This is a genomic window from Xanthomonas arboricola pv. populi, from assembly GCF_002939945.1.
GTDB classification, from domain to species: Bacteria; Pseudomonadota; Gammaproteobacteria; order Xanthomonadales; family Xanthomonadaceae; genus Xanthomonas; species Xanthomonas arboricola_A.
Window position 1 is genome coordinate 161,338 of record NZ_MDEB01000002.1, and the last position, 19,410, is coordinate 180,747.

Annotated in this window: 19 protein-coding genes, 1 other RNA gene and 1 pseudogene; 10 read left to right on the forward strand and 11 right to left on the reverse strand. The window is 64.6% G+C overall.

Translation table 11 applies throughout. The features are described from left to right. The first annotated feature begins 243 nt into the window (after window positions 1-243). On the forward strand, window positions 244-930 hold the full coding sequence (locus tag XaplCFBP3123_RS07080) for a thermonuclease family protein (RefSeq protein ID WP_104533793.1): 687 nt from the start codon (window positions 244-246) through the stop codon (window positions 928-930). 158 nt (window positions 931-1,088) lie between these two features. Here XaplCFBP3123_RS07080 and XaplCFBP3123_RS07085 read toward each other — a convergent pair whose 3' ends face one another. Next, window positions 1,089-1,457: a response regulator gene (locus XaplCFBP3123_RS07085; protein ID WP_104533428.1), complete on the reverse strand. Its 369-nt coding sequence runs from the start codon at window positions 1,455-1,457 to the stop codon at window positions 1,089-1,091. A gap of 311 nt (window positions 1,458-1,768) precedes the next feature. Between XaplCFBP3123_RS07085 and XaplCFBP3123_RS07090 the strand changes: the two genes are divergently transcribed. Beyond that, entirely contained in the window at window positions 1,769-2,101 is a 333-nt protein-coding gene (locus tag XaplCFBP3123_RS07090; RefSeq protein ID WP_253254154.1) for an ATP-binding protein, read from the forward strand. Between the two features lie 21 nt (window positions 2,102-2,122). Here the strand turns inward: XaplCFBP3123_RS07090 and XaplCFBP3123_RS21585 are convergent, their stop codons facing one another. From XaplCFBP3123_RS21585 to XaplCFBP3123_RS07120, 6 genes are all read right to left on the reverse strand, one after another. Further along, complete coding sequence (locus tag XaplCFBP3123_RS21585; protein ID WP_253254155.1) at window positions 2,123-2,341, reverse strand: hypothetical protein; 219 nt, start codon at window positions 2,339-2,341, stop codon at window positions 2,123-2,125. A 62-nt stretch (window positions 2,342-2,403) separates the two neighbouring features. After that, window positions 2,404-2,479: non-coding RNA, sX9 sRNA (locus XaplCFBP3123_RS07100), on the reverse strand. Window positions 2,480-2,545: 66 nt separating this feature from the next. Beyond that, entirely contained in the window at window positions 2,546-3,226 is a 681-nt protein-coding gene (locus XaplCFBP3123_RS07105; protein ID WP_104533430.1) for a glycosyltransferase, read from the reverse strand. Continuing rightward, entirely contained in the window at window positions 3,223-3,819 is a 597-nt protein-coding gene (locus XaplCFBP3123_RS07110; RefSeq protein WP_104533431.1) for a class I SAM-dependent DNA methyltransferase, read from the reverse strand. The genes XaplCFBP3123_RS07105 and XaplCFBP3123_RS07110 overlap by 4 nt, the downstream gene beginning before the upstream one ends. Next, complete coding sequence (locus XaplCFBP3123_RS07115; RefSeq protein WP_104533432.1) at window positions 3,816-4,577, reverse strand: PIG-L deacetylase family protein; 762 nt, start codon at window positions 4,575-4,577, stop codon at window positions 3,816-3,818. The genes XaplCFBP3123_RS07110 and XaplCFBP3123_RS07115 overlap by 4 nt, the downstream gene beginning before the upstream one ends. Beyond that, entirely contained in the window at window positions 4,565-5,560 is a 996-nt protein-coding gene (locus XaplCFBP3123_RS07120) for an acyl-CoA dehydrogenase family protein (RefSeq protein WP_172453138.1), read from the reverse strand. Before XaplCFBP3123_RS07120 ends, XaplCFBP3123_RS07115 begins: the two co-directional genes overlap by 13 nt. 264 nt (window positions 5,561-5,824) lie before the next feature. On the opposite strand from XaplCFBP3123_RS07120, the gene XaplCFBP3123_RS07125 reads away from it, so the two are divergent. Beyond that, window positions 5,825-6,853 carry a Gfo/Idh/MocA family protein gene (locus XaplCFBP3123_RS07125; RefSeq protein WP_104533796.1) on the forward strand — a complete coding sequence of 343 codons (1,029 nt, stop codon included), beginning with the start codon at window positions 5,825-5,827 and terminating at the stop codon, window positions 6,851-6,853. Between the two features lie 480 nt (window positions 6,854-7,333). Here the strand turns inward: XaplCFBP3123_RS07125 and XaplCFBP3123_RS07135 are convergent, their stop codons facing one another. Beyond that, the gene (locus tag XaplCFBP3123_RS07135; RefSeq protein ID WP_104533434.1) at window positions 7,334-9,595 is read right to left on the reverse strand and encodes a methyl-accepting chemotaxis protein; all 2,262 of its coding nucleotides are present in this window, start codon (window positions 9,593-9,595) and stop codon (window positions 7,334-7,336) included. 430 nt (window positions 9,596-10,025) lie between these two features. Here XaplCFBP3123_RS07135 and XaplCFBP3123_RS07140 point away from each other — a divergent pair, with 430 nt between their 5' ends. Continuing rightward, window positions 10,026-10,334, forward strand: coding sequence for a hypothetical protein (locus XaplCFBP3123_RS07140; RefSeq protein ID WP_104533797.1), 309 nt, complete (start codon window positions 10,026-10,028; stop codon window positions 10,332-10,334). A gap of 9 nt (window positions 10,335-10,343) precedes the next feature. On the opposite strand, the gene XaplCFBP3123_RS07145 is transcribed toward XaplCFBP3123_RS07140, so the two are convergent. After that, window positions 10,344-10,790 carry a GNAT family N-acetyltransferase gene (locus XaplCFBP3123_RS07145; RefSeq protein WP_104533798.1) on the reverse strand — a complete coding sequence of 149 codons (447 nt, stop codon included), beginning with the start codon at window positions 10,788-10,790 and terminating at the stop codon, window positions 10,344-10,346. A gap of 167 nt (window positions 10,791-10,957) precedes the next feature. Here XaplCFBP3123_RS07145 and XaplCFBP3123_RS21665 point away from each other — a divergent pair. Continuing rightward, window positions 10,958-11,178: pseudogene (locus XaplCFBP3123_RS21665) on the forward strand (LysR family transcriptional regulator); the annotation flags it as partial. Between the two features lie 80 nt (window positions 11,179-11,258). Here the strand turns inward: XaplCFBP3123_RS21665 and XaplCFBP3123_RS07155 are convergent. Beyond that, window positions 11,259-12,173 carry a universal stress protein gene (locus XaplCFBP3123_RS07155; RefSeq protein ID WP_104533435.1) on the reverse strand — a complete coding sequence of 305 codons (915 nt, stop codon included), beginning with the start codon at window positions 12,171-12,173 and terminating at the stop codon, window positions 11,259-11,261. Between the two features lie 14 nt (window positions 12,174-12,187). After that, on the reverse strand, window positions 12,188-13,129 hold the full coding sequence (locus XaplCFBP3123_RS07160; RefSeq protein ID WP_253254156.1) for a bestrophin family protein: 942 nt from the start codon (window positions 13,127-13,129) through the stop codon (window positions 12,188-12,190). 184 nt (window positions 13,130-13,313) lie between these two features. Here XaplCFBP3123_RS07160 and XaplCFBP3123_RS07165 point away from each other — a divergent pair, with 184 nt between their 5' ends. The 5 genes from XaplCFBP3123_RS07165 to XaplCFBP3123_RS07185 all read left to right on the forward strand — a co-directional run bounded on the left by XaplCFBP3123_RS07165 (window position 13,314) and on the right by XaplCFBP3123_RS07185 (window position 19,337). Next, the gene (locus XaplCFBP3123_RS07165; protein ID WP_104533437.1) at window positions 13,314-14,753 is read left to right on the forward strand and encodes a sensor histidine kinase; all 1,440 of its coding nucleotides are present in this window, start codon (window positions 13,314-13,316) and stop codon (window positions 14,751-14,753) included. Next, the gene (locus XaplCFBP3123_RS07170; protein ID WP_104533438.1) at window positions 14,746-15,390 is read left to right on the forward strand and encodes a LuxR C-terminal-related transcriptional regulator; all 645 of its coding nucleotides are present in this window, start codon (window positions 14,746-14,748) and stop codon (window positions 15,388-15,390) included. Before XaplCFBP3123_RS07165 ends, XaplCFBP3123_RS07170 begins: the two co-directional genes overlap by 8 nt. Before the next feature lie 216 nt (window positions 15,391-15,606). After that, window positions 15,607-16,965 carry an alpha/beta fold hydrolase gene (locus XaplCFBP3123_RS07175; RefSeq protein ID WP_104533439.1) on the forward strand — a complete coding sequence of 453 codons (1,359 nt, stop codon included), beginning with the start codon at window positions 15,607-15,609 and terminating at the stop codon, window positions 16,963-16,965. Next, a complete protein-coding gene (locus tag XaplCFBP3123_RS07180; protein ID WP_104533440.1) occupies window positions 16,962-18,491 on the forward strand; it encodes a GMC family oxidoreductase in 1,530 nt (509 codons plus the stop codon). Before XaplCFBP3123_RS07175 ends, XaplCFBP3123_RS07180 begins: the two co-directional genes overlap by 4 nt. A 42-nt stretch (window positions 18,492-18,533) precedes the next feature. Further along, entirely contained in the window at window positions 18,534-19,337 is an 804-nt protein-coding gene (locus XaplCFBP3123_RS07185; RefSeq protein WP_104533441.1) for an SDR family NAD(P)-dependent oxidoreductase, read from the forward strand. The last annotated feature ends 73 nt before the right edge of the window (window positions 19,338-19,410 follow it).

Genomic DNA, 19,410 nt, shown 5'->3' on the forward strand with positions numbered 1-19,410 from the left:
TGATCGGTCTCCAATGCTGTCGTGATGAATGTGCGTCGATGAACACCGCACGCAACAGACTCTTCGCGGGCCAGCGTAAGGGATAGGCATCGCCGTCCCATTGGCATACAGTGCCGGCCCCGCGTCGGCCTGGCCGATGCAGGCACCAGTGCGATGGACCTCTGGTGAGCCAATCGGCTAGACGCTATCCCAAGGCAAGAACAGACGGACCACGCTCTGCCGATCACCCGAGGCTTGTTGTTGATGTTGTTCAGATGTTTGGTGGTTGTTGTCATTGCGTTGTTCGCCTCACCCCTTATCGCAGCGGAGTTGGTTGGCCGGGCAACCGTCACCGATGGCGATACCCTCACTGTCTCGCAGCAATGCATCCGCCTGTGGGGCATCGATGCGCCCGAAAGCGCGCAGCAATGCACCAGCAACGCTGGCGGCGCGTGGCCTTGCGGCCGACGTTCCGCCGCAGCACTGGATGGCTATCTGCTCGACAAGACAGTTCGCTGCCAACCCAAGGACACCGATCGCTACGGACGGACCGTTGCCGAGTGCTATGTGCAGGGGCAGTCGGTCAACCGCTGGATGGTGCAATCCGGGTGGGCGGTGGCCTACCGCGAGTACGCCACTGCGTTCGTCGCCGACGAACGCAGTGCGCAGCAACAACGGCGCAACCTCTGGGCCGGTACCTTTCAGATGCCTGCCGATTACCGACGCGGCAAGCGCAAGCAATCGGCACGACGTGCGCAGGTGACAGCGCAGACGCACGTGCCTGCGCACTGCGCCATCAAGGGCAATATTTCGAGCAAGGGCAGCAAGATCTTCCATATGCCCGGGCAGCGCGACTACACGCGGACCAGCATCTCACCTGCCAAGGGCGAGCGATTTTTCTGCACCAGCCAGGAAGCGATCAATGCAGGCTGGCGGCGTGCGGCACGCTGATGCCTGGTAGCAATCGGGATCTGCCGTAGCGCGACGCTACTGTGACACCGGTCGAGTCCTTCCGGGTTGTGCTGATCACTCAACCGCGCGCAGCGCAATGCCACGACCTGAAACATGCACATGCACCGACAGGTGACAGTTGCACTCCAGTCGCCACGCTAATGACCGACAAACGCCTCGATATTCTGAACCAGGCTGCGGCGGGTGTAGGGCTTGCTTAAGAACGTGGTCCGGGTGGGTAATCCATTGGGTGAATGCCCCAGACCCGATGTCAGGATCGCCGGCAGATTATTACCATCCGCACGCAGATACGAAATCAGGCCGTATCCATCCAGTAAACCCGGCATCTGCAGGTCGGTGAAAACGAGCGCGATCGCAGGAAAATTGTCGATATGTTCCAGCGCGCCCTGCGCGTCGGTTGCGGTCACGACCGCATAACCCGTTTCGGTCAGTAGCAGCCTGGCGATCTCGAGAGTGTCAGCATCGTCCTCGACGACAAGAATCAGTTTTTCGTTTGTAGAGCCCATAAAGCAGGTTTTCTGAGGATGCCCGCATCACACTACGGCTCCCGCGCGAAAAACACGTGATCGATTTAAGAACCATGAACAACACGCAGGATTTCCCAAGTCATCGCTATCGAAAAGCCGTCGAGCTATCGGTGGATTCCGTCAAAGGAAATTGCCTTGGACGGACGCGTCGTGTTCGTCAATGCGTCTGGTCCGGTGCGGGTGGCGTTTGTTGATACCAAGTCTGCGGTAAGGCTGCCCTGGGTTTCGTTATGGCCGAAGCGGTGCAGGCCACGCGTGCAGCAAGCGCTCACTGCCGCCGAGCGCGGCGCGTGGCGCGCGATATCTGCGGTGAGCGTGGCAAGGCCTGCATCACGTTGGAAACGCGTACGCTTGCCAATGTGGGTGTTGCCGATCGTCGTGGCGGCGACGATGTCACCCTCTCCGTCAAGGACAATGGCAGCGATATGGCACCGGAGATCCACGACCAGTTGTTCGACGCCTACTTCATCACCAAACCGGCAGGCGAGGGCACGGGCTGGGGTTGGCGCAAGTGTGATGGAGCGGTCAGGCAGGCCGACGGATACATCGGGGTGCAATCGGTGCCTGGGCAGGGCGCCTGCGGCACTTTGGGCTTACCGGCAGCGGAGCCGCCTGGCGCCTGAAATCAGACGTGCCGGCGGCGCTCATACGCTTTCGAGAATACCCAGCGGCGTCACGGTGCATCTTCCCATCCATTGTCTGGCGTAATGGTGCGCGGCAAGTTGTGTGTCGAATCGCATCTCGCGCCTGTGCCCGTACAAGGTAATTCCATCATCGAACGACACAAGAATCTCCGGGGAGAAGACGCCGTCCACCGGAACCGTGTGTGCAGTCAATCGGTAACGACCAATCTGCCGAAACATCGTGGGATCCATCATAAACCTCGGTAGCGGCAGTGGCCGGCTTGAACAGGTTGCATTAAGAGGGCTGAAAAAATGTAGCGAACGGTTGTCAGGTGAGAGCGGACGGCGCAGAGGAACCGTGGTGTACGAGTGGTACATGCCGACTCCAAGCACCGGCCATGCACGGCCGGTGGCTGCGCGCTAGGTTTGATAGGCCCTCTAAACCTAATTACCCAGTACCGGCTCGCCTGCCAGCACGGCCATCTCCAGGCGGGCGAGGTGATCGCTGAATCCGCCGGTCGCACGGGCGATGCGGCGGGCGCTGGTATTGACGACCGGCTTGACCAGGCGGGCAATCCGCATGCCCGCGCGCTCCAGTGCCGAAACCAGCGCCACGTCTTCGCAGCACTTCAGCGCAGAGAAACCACCGGCTGCCACGTACGCCGCCACACTCATGCCGAGATTGGCGCCATGCACGTGTGGGTGACCATCGCGACGAATTTCCTTGGCCAGGAAGGCCTGCCGTGTTTCGGGACGGAAATCGTGCCAATCGGTCACCTCCACCACGCCACAGAACACATCCGCGGCGCAATCGAGCTGCGCCGAGAGCCAATCCGGCGGCACGCAGGTGTCCGCATCGGTAAACGCAAGCCAGCGCGCCCCACGCGCGATTGCGGCCGATGCCGCGGCTGCACGCGCAATGCCGACACCGCCGGAGGTGTTGACGGTTCTTGCGCCGTGCGCGCGTGCGATGGGGCCGGTGCCGTCGGTACAGCGATCAAGTGCGACATGGATTTCCACACGCTCTCCAAACAAGTGCGGGTGCGCGGCTGCCACCAGAATGGATTGCAGGCACTTGCCGATCAGGTCCGCTTCGTTATGCGCCGGGATGGTGACCGCGATCATCGCAGCTGCTCCTGTTGCGCAATCGACGGCCCTGACATCCAGGCCTGCAGCACGAAGTCCGCATCCTGATAGGAGCACAGCGTGTCCATTGCCAATGCCTGGTTCAGCGCGCTGTGGACCTGCTCGGCACTGCGCAACGCGCCGTCGAAGGCATGCCGCCAGTGACACGCCACCAGACAGCCCCGGGCGGCGAGCGAGCGGGCGAACAGCGCTAGGGTTCTTTCGAAATCCGGATCGTCGAGGTAATAGCCCACTTCACTGAAGACGATCAGATCGAACAGACCTTCCGGCCAGTCCGACGGATGCTCAGCCTGTTGCAGCGTTACCGCAGGCAGCGCCTGCACGCGCACGCTCGCCAGCGCGACCGCCTGCTGCGACAGATCCGTGGCCAGCAACGTGTCGCAGCGCGGTGCCAAGTGCGCGGTCAGCTCGCCGTTGGAACATCCAAATTCCCAGCCGCGCGCGAACCTCGGATAGGGCAGGACGCCGAGCAGGATGTCGCGCTTGCGCTGCTCGTACCAGCGCGAGCGATACCCGAACGGGTCTTCATCGGCATACATCTGCTCGAAATGCTCAACGCTCAGCGCCGTCATCGGATGAATACCTCAAACGGCCGGGCGAAGCGCTCCAGCACCGACGGCGGCAGAATCGGTTCTGCAACAGCCGGCGTGCAATGGCCCAACTGGGTGGCAAAGCACGCAACGGCGCGCTGCTTGGCACGCAGCACCGCAGGCGATAGATCCAGGCGCACGGTAGCGCCATCGGCAAACACCCCATCTTCCGGACGCGACCAATGCCACGCCCATACCGGGTATTGCAGACGCCGCGCAGACTGCGCCTTGCACGCGGCTTGGGTCGCACGCGAAGCCGCCTCATGATCCGGATGGCCATCGCGTTCCCAGGTCACCAGCACCGTGTCCTGCGCAGTGATCAGATCGCCGATGGCCTCTGCCATGCGCGCTTCGCACGCCCCCAACGCGCCATCGCCCAACGCCAGATGGGTCAATGCACCAGGCAACACGCCCAACTGCTGCGCTGCTGCTTCCAGTTCCAGGCGCCGCGCCGGGCCCAGCACCTGTGGACGCCAGCCGGGTTCGTCCGGGTAGGCCTGCTCCCCATCGGTCAGCGCAATGATCAACACCGGTACGCCTGCGTCACGCGCGGCAGCAATCGTTCCGCCACATCCAAGCACTTCATCGTCCGGGTGCGGCGCCACCACCACCAGGCGCTGACTGCCTTGCAGCAGTTGCGACAGCGTGACGCGTGGCAGTTCGATCAGACATGGCGCAGCGCGCCATGCGGCTTCCGGTGTCCCTGCGCCCTCGATAGGCTGCCCGGCTAGATCTTCCAAGGCGATGCCTCCTGTTGGCACAACTCGCCCAAGGCTTGCAGATCGCGTTCTGCATGATGCTGCCGAATGAACACCGACAAGTCGGCACAGCGCTGCGCATGTGCGCGGTTGCCGCACAGCGGCCCTGGCCCCAACGCCCGGGCGACACGATCCAGCGTGTCGCGTGCGACCGCTTCGACCACGCTGCGCACCTGCAGTACGCCACGTAGATGTGCCTGCTCCGGCTGCGCATCGATGCGCGAGGCCAGCTGACGCAACAACGCAGCGGCAGATGCCAGGCTTGCATCGATAGCGCCCAGATGCGCGGCAGCATGCGGATCGCTGCTCAAACGCGTAGAGGCGCGCAGCACATCGGCAACCGCCACGGTGGCGCCGAACCAGCACGCGGCGATGCCGGCGCCTCCATGCCAGAATCCAGGCCGGGTCAGGTACGCATCGCTTTCGCCAATCTGCCTCGCTGGCGTATCGCAGAAGCGGACATTGGCCGTCTCGATGCGCTGCATCCCGACTGCCTGCCATGCACTGCTGTCGATCCGTATGCCGGGCTGATCCAGGGCCACGGCAAACAGGCAGCTGGCGCCTGCATGGCGCGTTGTCACCAGCGCATGCGTCACTTGCGCGGCACCGGAACACCACGCCTTGGTGCCGTTGAGCGCCTGTCCGGAAAAACGCATGTCCGAGCCGGTCGGCTCAGCCGCCCACACCGCCCAACGCTGAGTCGGCAGCATGATGTCTGCGCCCAGATCGGCGCAGATGGCTTGCGCGTCGTAATGCGCTTCCAGCAACTTGGCCACGCACAGGTCGTCTGCGGCGATATCGGCAAGCGTCTGCCAGCGCTCTACGGTGTGACCTCGCCCGGGGAGCGGCAGCGTCGGATGTGTGCTGAGCCACTTGTCCGCAATCGAATGCTTGAGGCCGTCGGTGAGGGCTGAATCCGTGTTCGCTGCAAAGGCGAGGGTGTTCGATGAAATACGTGCGCTCATCGGAACAAGCTAAGCAGCGCACAGTGCAAGGCGCGTGACGCGTGATGAGGGTTCTCGACGCGCAAAGCGGACAGAAGTGCAGGAATATCTTCGCAACTTGCTGCGCGAATCGATGCGTCTTCGCCCCGGCGATAGAAGGCGCCGCACGCTGAGCCTACGCGTTCAGGGCGAAATCTTCGATGCCGATGTGCGAGCCGGCGCCACCAGGAGCGCTGCTCCCGCTTTGCTAGGATGCGCGCACATGCTACCCAGGAGGCCAAGCGCATGGTGCCAACAGTGTTTCCCGAGCCCGAGCTGTTTCTACCGGATCGCGGCGAGCCATCGTTGCGATGGGGTGTACTGGGGCCTGGATCGATCGCCTCTGCGTTCGTGAGCGCTCTGCGCAGCCATACCAGGCAACAGCCATTCGCAGTGGCCTCGCGTACGCGTACGCGTGCCGAGGCCTTTGCGAGCACCTGGGCGATGCAGCGTGCCTATGACAGCTACGAGGCGCTGGTCGAGGACCGCGATGTCGACATCGTCTATATCGCCACCCCGCACAGCGAACATCTGCAGCAGGGCTTGCTGGCGCTGCGCGCGGGCAAACATGTGTTGATCGAAAAACCCATGACCACCCGCGCCGACGACGCGCGCACGCTGGTTCAGGAGGCGCGGCAGCGCGGTCTGTTCCTGATGGAGGCCATGTGGAGTCGCTACCTGCCGCATACCTCGGTGCTGCGACAACTGCTGGCCGATGGCGCGTTGGGCGAGCTTCGCCATGTGTTTGCCGATCTGAGCCAACGCGGCCCTGACGATGCCGCGCATCGCCAGCGCAATCCTGCGCTCGGCGGCGGCGCGCTGCTGGACCTGGGCGTGTATGCGGTGCAGTTCTCTTCGATGATCCTGGGCGCACCGACTGCGATCGCGACGACCGGCGTGCTGACCGATACCGGTGTGGATGCCTTTTCAACCATGGTGCTGTCGCATGGCGGCACCGCGCAATCCACGCTGATCAGTTCCATCGTGGCGCGCAGCAGCTCCACCGCCTATGTCACCGGTACCCGGGGCCGCATCGATCTTGCTGGCGATTTCCACAACCCGACCGCGCTGAGTCTGGTCGGCAACGACCAGGCCGGCACGCCCGCAGTGTGGATGGATCCGACCGGAATCGGTGGCTACGCCGGCCTGTCGTGGCAAGCGACAGCCGCCGCGCGTTACATCGGGGAGGGACGCAAGGAATCTCCGCTCCATCGGCTGGACGAAGTGATCCAGATCATGAGCACCCTGGATAGGGCGCGGATGCAGCTGGGATAGCGGGCAGGGTGTCTGCTATCAACCGGAAGGCGTTGGCAGACAGCGCAGCGCACGATGGTCAGTCAGATGCAGGCGGCCCGTTCAAAACGCAGCGCCAGCGCAGCACGTATCGCGGCTGACGCAAGGCCCCCCCGCCTGCCGACAAGTGCAGGCGGGCGATAATCAGTGCGTAGCGCGCCGGAACGAGGTTCTTCACGAACAGGATGAGGTCGACGATCCTTAACTGCGGGCCGGCCCGCAGGGCGTGCCGCAGCAAAGCAAAACCCCGCGTGTGCGGGGCCTTGCCGTGATCTGTGTGCTCGGTGCGCGATGGATGCGCTTTGGCACTGCCAGGCTTAGAGCGGCTAACAAAACGACTGCGCCACCGCCAGGGCAGCGCGGCTGGTGCTCGGAATCGGCAGGTACCACTCGTATGCAGATTCGATCAGCTCTCAAAAGCAAACGGCCCACACTACCCTGGCGCGTTTTCGACGCGAGGGATCAGAACTCCTGCCAGTCGCTTGCATCGTGCGAAGAGCCTGCGGCCACCGCCCGTTTCGCTGCAGGTGCCTGGCGTAGCGGGTTTTTGACAGCGGCAACGGGTCGGCCGGCAACCTCGCTGCGCTTTGTCGCAACCGGTGTTGCCGGCCGCGTGGTGCGCGTGCTGCCCTCGCTGATCTTGAATACCGATACTGCCTGCGTCAGCTGCACGGCCTGTTCTTCCATCGAGCGCGCGGCGGCGGTGGCTTCTTCCACCAGCGCTGCGTTTTGCTGCGTGGTTTCGTCCATCTGCGTCACGGTGGTGTTGACCTGTTCGATGCCGGCCGATTGTTCCTGCGACGCCGCAGAAATTTCGCCCATGATGTCGGTCACGCGCTGCACGCTGGCAACGATCTCGGCCATTGTGGAGCCTGCCGCATGCACCAGCGTCGAACCTTCGGCGACCCGCTCGACCGAATCGTCAATCAGGGTCTTGATCTCCTTCGCGGCAGCGGTGGAGCGCTGGGCGAGGGTGCGGACTTCCGATGCCACCACCGCAAAGCCGCGGCCCTGTTCGCCCGCACGTGCCGCTTCCACCGCCGCGTTCAAGGCCAGGATATTGGTCTGGAACGAGATACCGTCGATGACGGAAATGATGTCGGCAATCTTCTTGGATGAGACCTCGATACCAGCCATGGTGCCCACGACCTTGCTCACGATCTCGCCGCCCTGCGATGCCACGCCCGCCGCACCGATCGCCAACTGATTGGCCTGACGGGCGTGTTCGGCATTCTGGCGCACGGTGGAGGTCAGCTCTTCCATCGAGGCGGCGGTTTCTTCCAGGTTGGCGGCCTGCTGCTCGGTGCGCTGCGACAGGTCCTGATTGCCTGCAGCGATTTCGCTGGCGGCAGAATTGATCGATATCGCCGAATGCTGGATGCGGCCGACAATCTCTGCCAGTTGCGCGGCGGTGGCATTGGCATCGTCACGCATCTGCGCGAACACGCCCTTGAACTCGCCGGTCATCCGTGCGGTGAGATCGCCTGCAGCGATGGATTGCAGCAGCGACGACAGCGATTGCAGGTTGCCGTCGGCAGTGGCCATGAGTTGGTTGAGGCTATCGACCATCACATGGAAATCGTACTGGAAACGCTCGGCATCGCCGCGTGCGCTGAAGTCGCCGTTAGCCGCGGATTGCGCCAGCTGCTTGATCTGGCGGTTCATTGCAGACAGGTTGGCCCTTACCTCGTCCATGGTCTGCGAGAGCACGGCCTTTTCGCCGGGCAGGCGCTCCATGCTTTCGCTGAGATCGCCGATGGCATAGCGCCCCATGATGCGTGCCAGGTTCGTCTGCACCGCCAAATGCGACGCCACCAGGGTATTTGTGTCCTTCGCCATGCGGCCATAGTCGCCAGGAAACGCCGCGGCGTCGATGCGGAAGCTGGTCTGGCCGTCATCGTGGCGCCTGGCCATGTCGCTCTGCGCGTCTAGCAAGGATTGCAGCTGCGTCTGCATGCGACGCATGGCGCGCAGCAGACGGCCGGTTTCATCCTTGGCGTCGCTTTCCACGTCGTTGTCCAGCTGGCCGTCGGCAATCGCCTCTGCGGCTAGGGTTGCGCGTGCGAGCGGCTGGGTCAGGCTGCGGGTGATGAGCCAGGCAAGCAGGCTGCTGATCACAACCACGGCAATGCCGCCGGAGATGATCAGCAGCTTGCCGCGATTCATCGAGGCCACTGCGTCAGCATAGGCTTGCTGGCTTTGACCTTCCTGACGCGTCACCAGCGCGCGAATCTTGTCCTGCCATGCCATCGTCGCCGGGCGCGCCTGTTCGCTGAGCAAGACCTGCGCCGGTGCATTGTCGTTTTGCGCGGCGAGCGCCATGACCTGATCGTTGATCTTGCCTGAGATTGCGCGTCGCTCGTCCATCTCGGCGCGAATCTTGCGGCTTTCCTCGGAGCCGGGCAGCGTATCGAGCTTGGCCCGCAACTGGTTATAGCGCTGGCGCTGCGTATTGATGGTGGTGAGCGCTTCGTTGTTGAGTTCAGCGCTGGTGGCCATGGTATAGGTGCCCAGCGCGATCAGGATCGATGAGTTGGCATCCAGCATGCCATTGCCGATCTGGATCTTGGCCATACGATCGAGCACGATGAAATCGAATTGCTTTCTTGCATTGGCCATGGTGACCAGGCCGGTCGCCACCAGGAGGCTCGACAGCAGAATCAGGATGCCGAAGGCGACGCCGAGACGGCGACCGACGTTGTAGCGTTGCAAATAAGCAGTCATGCGAGTCGTCCTGATGTCCCTTGGGTGGCACCGGCTGGCAGGTCGCGTGATGTTCGCGCGAATGCCTCGGCAACGTGATAACGACGCGAAGGTCGGAAACTTAAACCGCCCGCTCCAGGCCGCATTTAGCTCGCATTTTCGTTCACGCAGGTCAGGAAAAAACCGACTGGCAGCGCGGCGATTATCCACGTGATAATGCTGATGTTATTGCATCGGCGGCATCGCGCTTGCTCTGCGCTCGCTCTTTAGCGCGTGGGTAAGGCCAGGCATCTGAGACGGCGAACGCGTCTTGTAGCCGGCGTCTGGGCCGGGCTGTTTGGACACCGCTAAGGGGTTATGCAGCGCGGTTTCTACCCGTACTCCGGATGCCATGTCGCGCGGCATCGCCGACTCACTCCGCCGCGACGTCCCAAGCGTGATCATGTTCGCCATGAACAGCAGTCACCAGATCACCGCGCGAACGATCACGGTCACCCCGGCAGGCGCAGCATCTGCCGGCAGCGAGGTCGTGGTGCAGTTGTCGGCCAGCCCGAACCCACGCTGGCAGGCGTGTTTCAATTTCGTCGTGCAAGGCCGTGATGGCTTCTTCCTGCAGGGCAGGCCGATATTCGACAACGCAAGCTTTCATTGCATCTTGCAGGCAGGACAGGCCGAGGCCTTTCGCCAGGAGTTGCCGGATCTGCTGGTATCTGCCAGTGCGCTTGCGCGTGCCCAAGCGAACAAGGATGCGGCGCGGTGAGCAATCTCGTTACTGTGCAGACAGAGCGCGACCTGTAGGCGTTGCACAAGACTTCAGATCGAGGGCCATGTCCCACCGCTCCAGTCCGGGCGCATAGCCATCTACGGTCACCTGCTGCACGACAAAGCCGAAGCGGGCGTAGAACTGCTGGGTATGTTGACTCGTATCCAGCACGACGCGCCGCACGTCTGGCATCTGGCGCAATGTTTCAAGCCGGGTCAGGAGCAACTGCGTTCCCGCGCCGCAGCGGTGCAGGCTGGGATGGACCATGCCCCAGCACAAGCTCGCCGTGATGCCATCGGCGCTGATCGCATAACCGGCGCAGCCAGCGATATCGTTGCCGCGCTCGAGCAGTTGGTAGTGCCACGCCGCAGCGTGTTGGATCAGGAAGCCAGCGAAGTCGGCACGTTCCCCGGCGCTGAAGAACGCAGGCACATTCGCGTCGAAGAGTGCCATGCACGTATCGAAGTCCTGGGAGTGATACGGCCGAATCGTGTCCATGTGCGTAGTGTGCCTCAGACGGGCAGGCGCGATGTAGCGGCACGCCCTCCTGTGCCATCTAAACACAGCTCGCCAAAGAGCAACGACTCACGTACCTCTATGACCGCGGGCAATCGGCGGGAGATGACGCGGCGGAAGGCGGCGACGTTGCGCTCTTTGCGCAGGCGAGCGCACGGAACCAGCTCGTGTGCGGCGAACTATTGCAATGGGGCATGAGCGCTGGCGTGGAGCCGGCGCTGTGGGTGCTGCACACCTCCAGGCGCCTGGCTGCCCCGAAGGTGCGCGCCTTCGTGGACTTCGTGTGCGGCGGTACCCGGATGTGTCGCTTGTGTTGAAAGGGTAGGGGCTGCAGCCCGCTTGTGCGAGCCAGCCTGCATAGCGGCCAGCTGCGCAGCTGAACGGTCACCTTGCGATCAATTCCCCTCACACCCGCAATAGCCGCCTTGCCAGACTGCGGCCGGACGCGGCGTCCGCTTGATCGCCACCAGCGCCCAGGATCGGGCGGCGCAAATGCGGCGGCGGCAGGCAGATCAGCACGCACGGTGTTTTTGCCAGCGCGGACTGCAGCGAGGAACGCCAGACACCGCGCCGGACGACGGCGTCGTGTTCGACCACCAGCACGTCGGCGCAGGCGCGCTTGAGCAGGCCGGCGATCTCGCGACGCGGGTTGCCGATAGCCACGTGGATGCGCACGCGCAGGTCCTCGTCGGGCAGTTGCTGGACCAGATCGCCGAGCCAGCTGGCGGCCGCGTCTTCGCTCAGCGGCTTGTCGTTGAACAGGCTGTCGACCAGCAGGCCCTCGCTGATCTCCGGCACGACGTGCAGCAGGTGCAGGTCGGCGCCGCGGCGGCGTGCCAGCGCGGCGGCATCGCGCAGCGATTCCAGGCTGGTTTCGCGGCCGGTGATCCAGCAGGCGACGTGGCCGCCGACAGCGCCGTCGCGCGGGATCGCATCGGCGTAGGGCAGGGTGAGCATGGGCGTGGCCACGCGCTGCAGCACGCGCGCGCGCAGCGAGACATGCAACGGGCGCGGCAGGCCGGTGCGCTCTGACGGCGGCATGATCAGCAGCGCATCTTCGCGGCTGCGGCAGAACGAGACGATGCCGGCAGCGGCGGGGCCACCGGCGAGTGCGCGTTCGCAGCCCGGGTAATTGGAAGCCTCGGCAAAAAACGCATCCAGCGACTGCCGGGCCTGCGCACGCTTGCCCTTGGCGTGCACGTGCAGGATGGTCAGGCGCGCGCGCAGGCGGTCCACCAGCTGCGCCACGGTCGGGATGGCCGCATGGCAGGTCTCGGAAAAATTGGTGGCGAAGATCAGGTGGGTGGGGGTGGTCTGCATGGCTGGCTCCGTGGTCAGTAGATGAAACCGTCGATGGCGCGCACCTCGCGCAGCGGTACGCGTTGGCCCAGCATCTCGCGCAGGGTCAGTTCGATGCCGCGCGACAAAGCGGTCATCGGGGTGTCGTGCACGGTGTTCTCGAACGGGTCTTCGATGGCGCTGCTGGCGCTGTCGATGGCGATCAGGGTGAAGCTGATCAGCACCGAGGCGATCGGCATGGCCAGGCCCATGCCGGCGATCAGGCCCAGCGGCACCAGCCAGCAATACATGTTCACCAATGTGCGCGGCAGCGAGGAGAACTGCCGCGGCAGCGGGGTGTTCTTGATGCGTTCGCAGGCGCCCTGGATGTTGGCCAGCGTGGTGAGGTTGGCGTCCAGCGACGACCAGCGCAGGCTGTCGAGCATGTCCCAGTCGCGCGCCTGCTGCAGTTGCTGGCCCAGCCGCAGGGTCAGCGCGTTGGGGATGTTGGCATAGCCGCGCAAGTCGTCGGCGCGTGCCTGGCCGAGCAGCCCGGCCAGCTCGGGAAACGGATTCTGCCGGCGCAGATGGCAGCGCAGGGCGTGCACGAAGGCGACCTGGTGCACCACGATGTCGTCGCGCAGCGCGGCCTGGCGTGGGTCGGCCGGGTCCAGATCCAGCGCGGTCAAGGCCTGGCGTGCGATGGCGCGTGAGGTGTTCACCAGCGTGCCCCAGAGTTGGCGCGCCTCCCACCAGCGGCCATAGGCCGCGTTGGCGCGGAACGCCAGGAAGATGGTGAGCGCCGAGCCGAGCTGGGCCAGCGGCAAGGCTTCGATCGACAGCCACTGCCAGTCGAAGAAGGTGTAGAGCACGGCCACCGCGCAGTCGAACGCCAGCAATACCAGCAGGCGCTTGTAGGTCTTGGGCCAGATGCGTCGCAACGGAAACGTATCGCGGGTGATCATGGGAGAGGCAACATCGACGTGGGGTAGACGCATTACACCCAGCCTCCACGGTCGTGTCTGCCATCCTTGCGCCAGCGTTGGACAGTGCACGCACCGTCCGAACGATGCGGCCGGGCTATCTTTCGATAGGGTGAAATCCGCAGGCCTGGCCACGATGCTGTGGCATCAACCACAACCAGAAAGGAGCGGCATTGCAGCGCAAGTGCATGGGATGGCAATGGACAGACTGAGACTGCCATTCAAGTGGCGCGGGCAGGTGGTCAAGCTCAATCGCGGCCCGACGCTGTGGGCGTCGCTGGCGATGCTGGGTCTGCTGGTGTGGGCGGAGTGGTACTCGCACCTGGGCGTGTCGCTGGGTCTGCTCTACATCCTGCCGGTAGTGCTGGCGGCCACGGTGCTGTCACGGCGCGACATCGTCATCGCCGCGATCGCCTGTGCGGTGCTACGCGGCTTGTTCGTGACCGATGAAACGTTGGTCGAACAGGCGCTGCGCTTTTTCATGGCGACGATTGCCTATGCCGGCTGCGGACTGCTCGTGGCCGAGATCAGCCGCACCCGTCGGGTGATCCTGGCCCATTACGTGCAGCTGCGCGCCGAACAGCGGCTGCGCCGGCGGCTGGAGCGGCAATTGCGGCTGCTCGCCGAGAGCAGCCCGGCGGCGTTGCTGACCGTAGCCGGCGATGGCCGCATTGTGGCGGCCAACCGCGCCGCACACGAGATCCTGGACATGGCCGAGGAGGGCGGGCTGGAGGGCCGCGCGGTGCGCGAGTTCCTGCCGCTGCTGGACGATGCGCTGAGCATGAGCGCCAATCTGGATGGCATGCGCACCTCCGCCAGCACCTGGGGCTGCCGCAGCGATGGCACCCGCTTCCCGGCCACCACCTGGTTCTCGGTCTACGAGGACAGTGAAGAGCGGCACCTGGCCGCGATCCTGGTCGACACCAGCGAGGAAGTGCGCGCGCGTGAATCGGCGCACTTCGACGATGTGCTGAAGAACAATCGCCTGCTGGCCGGCGCGGTGTCGCACGAGATCCGCAACCTGTGTTCGGCAGCGGGCGTGGTCACCTCCAACCTGGCGCGGCATCCGGCCATTGGCGCAGATCCGGACCTGGCCGCGCTGCGCAGCCTGGTGGCGGCATTGATGGAGCTGGCATCCTTCAACCTGCGTCGGCAGCTGCCCGACGACGCGCATGAAACGCGGCTGCAGACGCTGTGCAGCGAGTTGGATGTGATCATTCGTTCGGACTGGGAAGACGTCGATGGCCAGCTGGTGATCCAGATCCCGGCCGAGTTCCCGTCGGTGCACGGCGACCGCCATGCGTTGCTGCAGGTGCTGCTCAATCTGGCGCGCAATTCGCTGCGTGCGGTACAGCCGCTGCCACCGCAACGCCGCCAGTTGATCGTCAGTGCGCGCCTGGAACAGGAGCGCGCGGTGTTGAGCGTGCGCGACACCGGGCCGGGCATCGCTGAGCCGGGCCGCCTGTTCCAGCCGTTCCGCAGCGACAGCGACGGCTCCGGGCTGGGGCTGTATATCTCGCGTGCGCTGATGGCCAACCAGGGCGGTGTGCTGCGTTACGCGCCTGGCGGCGAAGGCGCCTGTTTCGAACTGCATCTGCCGCTGGCGCATGCGCCGTATGCGGAGGCGCAGGATGGATGAGTCGCGGCGCGAACCGGTGCGCCTCTACCTGCTGGACGACCACACGCTGTTCCGGGAGGGCCTGCTGCGCCTGCTCGGTGCCGACGCCCGCTTCGAGGTGGTGGGGCAATCAGGCACCTTGGCGCAGGCCATCGTACAGATCGCGTCGCTGACGCCGGACGTGGTCATCCTCGACTACGACATGGGCGAGTACAACGCGCTGGACTACATGCGGCGCCAGGCCGAGCAGGCGCGCCGCCCGGCCACGCTGGTCGTCACCGCCGGCCTGCCCGAGCGCGACGCACTGGCCTTGATCCGGCTCGGCGTGTCCGGCATCTGCCGCAAGGATGTCTCCACCGATGAATTGATCGACAGCATCCACGCGGTGGCGATGGGCCGGGTGCTGATCGACCAGCGTTATCTGCAGTCGCTGGTCGCCCAGGGCACCCAGGACAGCCGGCCCAGTTTCACCGACCGTGAGCGCGAAGTGCTGCGTGGCTTGTTGCGTGGGCAGTCCAACAAGTTGATCGCACGCCAGCTGGGCAGTTCGGAAAGCGCGATCAAGGCGACCTTCCAGCAGCTGTTCAACAAGCTCGACGTGCGCTCGCGCAGCCAGTTGGTGATGGTGATCCTGCAGGATTATCGCGACCTGGTGTGAGGCGTCTGGTCGCTTCGAGAAACGTCACGCGGGCGATGCAGGCGCAGATATTTACCGGCTGAAGCCGATGCAGTCGCAGCGGCTCGGATAGGTATGGGGCCGTGCAACATGGCAGCAGGTGTGACGCGGTAAACCGTCACACCGTGTCGGACTCATCTGCACGATGCGTGGACGAAGCGCCGGTCATCATGCGCGCCTGGTGGATTGAGGTGTTACATGGCGAAGCCGACGCTGTTCTTCCTGCACGCCCTTGGGTCCAGCAGCAACGAGTGGTCTGGCGTCATCCGGCGACTGGAGGCGCGTTTCGACTGTGTGGCGCTCGATATTCCCGGCTTTGGGGAGGCGCCGCCGCTGCAGCATATCGACACCGCCGCGCTGGTTGCCTGGTTTGTCGACGAGGTGATTCGACGGCAACCGACGTGCTGGTTCGCGATCGGGCACAGCATGGGCGGAAAGATCGCCACCCTGGCAGCGGCGCAGGCGCGCGATGGCATGGCCGGGCTTGCCGGGCTTGCTGGCGTGATCCTGGTCGCGGCGTCGCCGCCGGCGCCTGAGCCGATGGATGAGTCGCGACGACGGAAGATGCTGGCCTGGTTCGAAAAGGGCCACCCCACGCGGCAAGAAGCGGAACAGTTCATCGACGATAACTGTGCGGCGACGCTGCCTGCACCGGTCAGGAACGCGGCTGTCGACGATGTGCTGCGAACAAGTGCAAAAGCTTGGATCGCCTGGCTCGCGCACGCCAGTCGTGAGGACTGCAGCGCGCAGGCCGGCTGCATGGACGTGCCTGCGTTGATCATCGCCGGCAACGAAGATGGCGACCTCGGCGAAGCCGCGCAGAGAGCGCTGAACGCGCCGCATTATCACGATGCGCGTATCGCCGCCGTGGCCGATGCCGCGCACCTGATCCCGTATGAGCAGCCGGAACACCTCGCGCAGCTGATCGCCGCGCATGCGGATCGCTGCGTGGACACGTGCCTGCCCGATGACTTCATCACGCTGCTCAATGCAGACCGGGTCGCCCCGCGCATGCGCAAGCTGCTGCTCAGCCGGCATGCCGGCCCACCTGCTGGTGCGCAGGGCGTGCTGAGCCAACATCAACTGGAAATACTCACCGCAGTGGTCGCGCGTGTCTTAGATGGTGCCGGCGATGCGCGCGAGATTGCGCGGCGGATCGATGTCCAGCTTGCCGAAGCCGCGGGAGATGGTTGGCGCCATGCAGCGTTGCCACCGGACCGGCTTGCGGTGCCGCTGGGGCTCGACACGCTCGACGCGCTCACCAATGGCTTCGCTGGATTGCCTGCCGATATCCAGGATCGTTGGCTGCGCGAGGTGTCGCGCTCGACGGCCGGCGATCCCTCGGCACACGGGCTGGATGCAGCGCAGCTGGCGCACTGGTTCGAGGACGTACGCGCCGAAGCCGCGCGGACCTGGATCAGCCTTCCCGCCACGATGGCGGCAGTGGGATACGACGGCTTCGCAGTTGGCGGCGCCGGTATCGACAGCCCAGGCTATCAGCAGACCGCAGCAGATCGGCAGGAAGCCTGGCAGCTTCCTGCCAAGGGTTTTCGATGACCCTGGGCACCCACGACGCTCCAGTCGATGTCGTCGTGGTGGGGAGCGGGGCAGGCGGCGGCCCATTGGCTGCACGGCTCGCGCAACGAGGTCTTTCGGTAGTTGTGCTGGAGGCGGGTGCGGCCTTCAGCCCTGCGTCCCATCTGCCTGATGAGCTGACGACCGGCATCTACTGGATGGAAGAGCGCCTGAGCGGCGGGCAGACGCCTACCGCATTTGGCGCCAACAATTCCGGTTCGGGCCTGGGCGGTTCGACCCTGCATTGGGGAGCCTTCTGCCCGCGCCCGGACAAGCGCGATCTGAGCCTGTCGACGCACACCGGGCAGCACGGCATGGACTGGCCGATCGCGCACGAAGAGCTGCTGTCCTATCTCCGCCGCGTCGAGGAGTTCATCGGCGTCTCCGGGCCCGCGCACTATCCGTGGGATCCCGAGCGCAAATACGCTTATGCGCCGGCGCAGCGCAACGCGTCGGCCGACGCGATGGAGCGCGGTTGCCGCACGCTGGGCATCACCGCCACCGATGCGCCAGCCGCGTTGGTGACCAGGGTGCATGCGCAGCCGCACCACGGCAGGCGCGCGGCCTGCAACAACTGCGGCGCCTGTCATCAGGGTTGCAGCAACGGCGCCAAGGTGAGCGTCGATACCACCTGGCTGCCACTGGCGCGCGTGCACGGTGCGCAATTGCGACCCGATTGCCGGGTCATCGACATCGAGCGCGACGCCCGTGGCATGGTCAGCGGCGTGGTCTATCAACAGGATGGGCGCGAACTGCGCCAGCGGTGCGCGAGCCTGTTCCTGTGCGCAGGCGGCGTGGAAACACCGCGCTTGCTGCTCAACCTGGGACTGGCCAACTCCAGCGGCCAGGTGGGGCGCAATTTCATGGCGCATGTGGCCACCCAGGTGTGGGGGGAATTCGACGCAGACATGCGCATGAACCGTGGTTACCCATCGTCGCTGATTTCCGAGGACATGCTGCGCCCGTCCAATGCCGATTTCATCGGGGGCTATCTGATACAGAGCCTGGGCGTGCAGCCGATCACCCTGGCCAACACGCTGGCACGTGGCGCGGGCATGTGGGGGAGGGAACTTGTATCGACCATGACGCGCTACAACCGCCTGGCAGGCATCGGCATCAATGGCGAATGCCTGCCGCAGGACGGCAACCGGCTGAGCCTGTCCGACGAGCGCGATGCCTTCGGCCAGCGCAAGGCGCGTATCGACTTCAGCTACGGACCCAACGAACGCGCGATCGATGCGCACGCGCGCGCATCGCTGCGCGCAATCTGGGAGGCAGCCGGCGCCGAACGCATCTTCGCTGCCGCCCGCTCTGCGCACACGCTGGGCACCTGCCGGATGGGCAGGGATCGCGAGCAGGCCGTGGTGGACCCGGACGGCCGCGCTTTCGACATCGCCAACCTCTACATCTGCGACAACTCGATTTTTCCAAGTGCACTGGCAGCCAATCCCGCGCTGACGCAGATGGCACTTGGACTGCGCACGGCAGAGCGATTTCTCGCCCGCTAGTGGCGCGCATACCCCCACCAATCTCTAGCACAGGAGTTCAGCATGGATCTCGGAATCAACAATCGGATCGCCCTCATCAGCGGCGGCGACTCGGGAATGGGCAAGGAAACCGCGCGACAGCTGCTCGAAGCCGGCGTGCGCGTGGCGATCACCGATCTGCCGGACGGCACGCTCGACCAGGCAGTGGCGGAGTTGTCGGCCCTGGGGCAGATCATCGCCATCGAGGGCGATGTCACCCGCGAGCAGGACGTCACCGCCATCTGGACACAGGTGCGCGAACGCCTGGGCGACCCCGACATCTACATCAACGCAGCGGGCGTCACCGGCGCAACCGGCGATTTCCTCGATGTCAGCGATGCGGGCTGGCTTGAAACGCTGGACATCAACCTGATGGGCGCGGTGCGCATGTGTCGCCAGGCCATTCCCGCGATGCGCCGCAATCAATGGGGCCGGGTCGTGCTGTTCGCCTCGGAAGATGCAGTGCAGCCCTACGTGGACGAGCTGGCCTATTGCGCATCGAAGGCAGGAATCCTGAGCCTGGCCAAGGGCCTGTCCAAGGCCTACGGACCGGACAACGTGCTGGTCAATACGGTGTCGCCCGCATTCATCGCAACCCCCATGACCGACAAGATGATGCAGAAACGCGCAAGCGAAAACGGAACCACGTTCGAGCAGGCGGTCGAATCGTTCCTGGACGAAGAGCGTCCCGGCATGGTGCTCAAGCGACGCGGCCGCCCGGAAGAAGTGGCCTCGGCGGTTGCCTTCCTGTGCTCGGAGCGCGCCAGCTTCATCAACGGTGCCGGGATCAGGGTGGATTCGGGGTCTGTCTTTACCATCGCGGGGTGAGGCAAGTGTTGCCCATATCGATGCGGGAGCGTTGATACCCAACGCAGGTCTCTGCTTGGAGTTAAACCGCCGG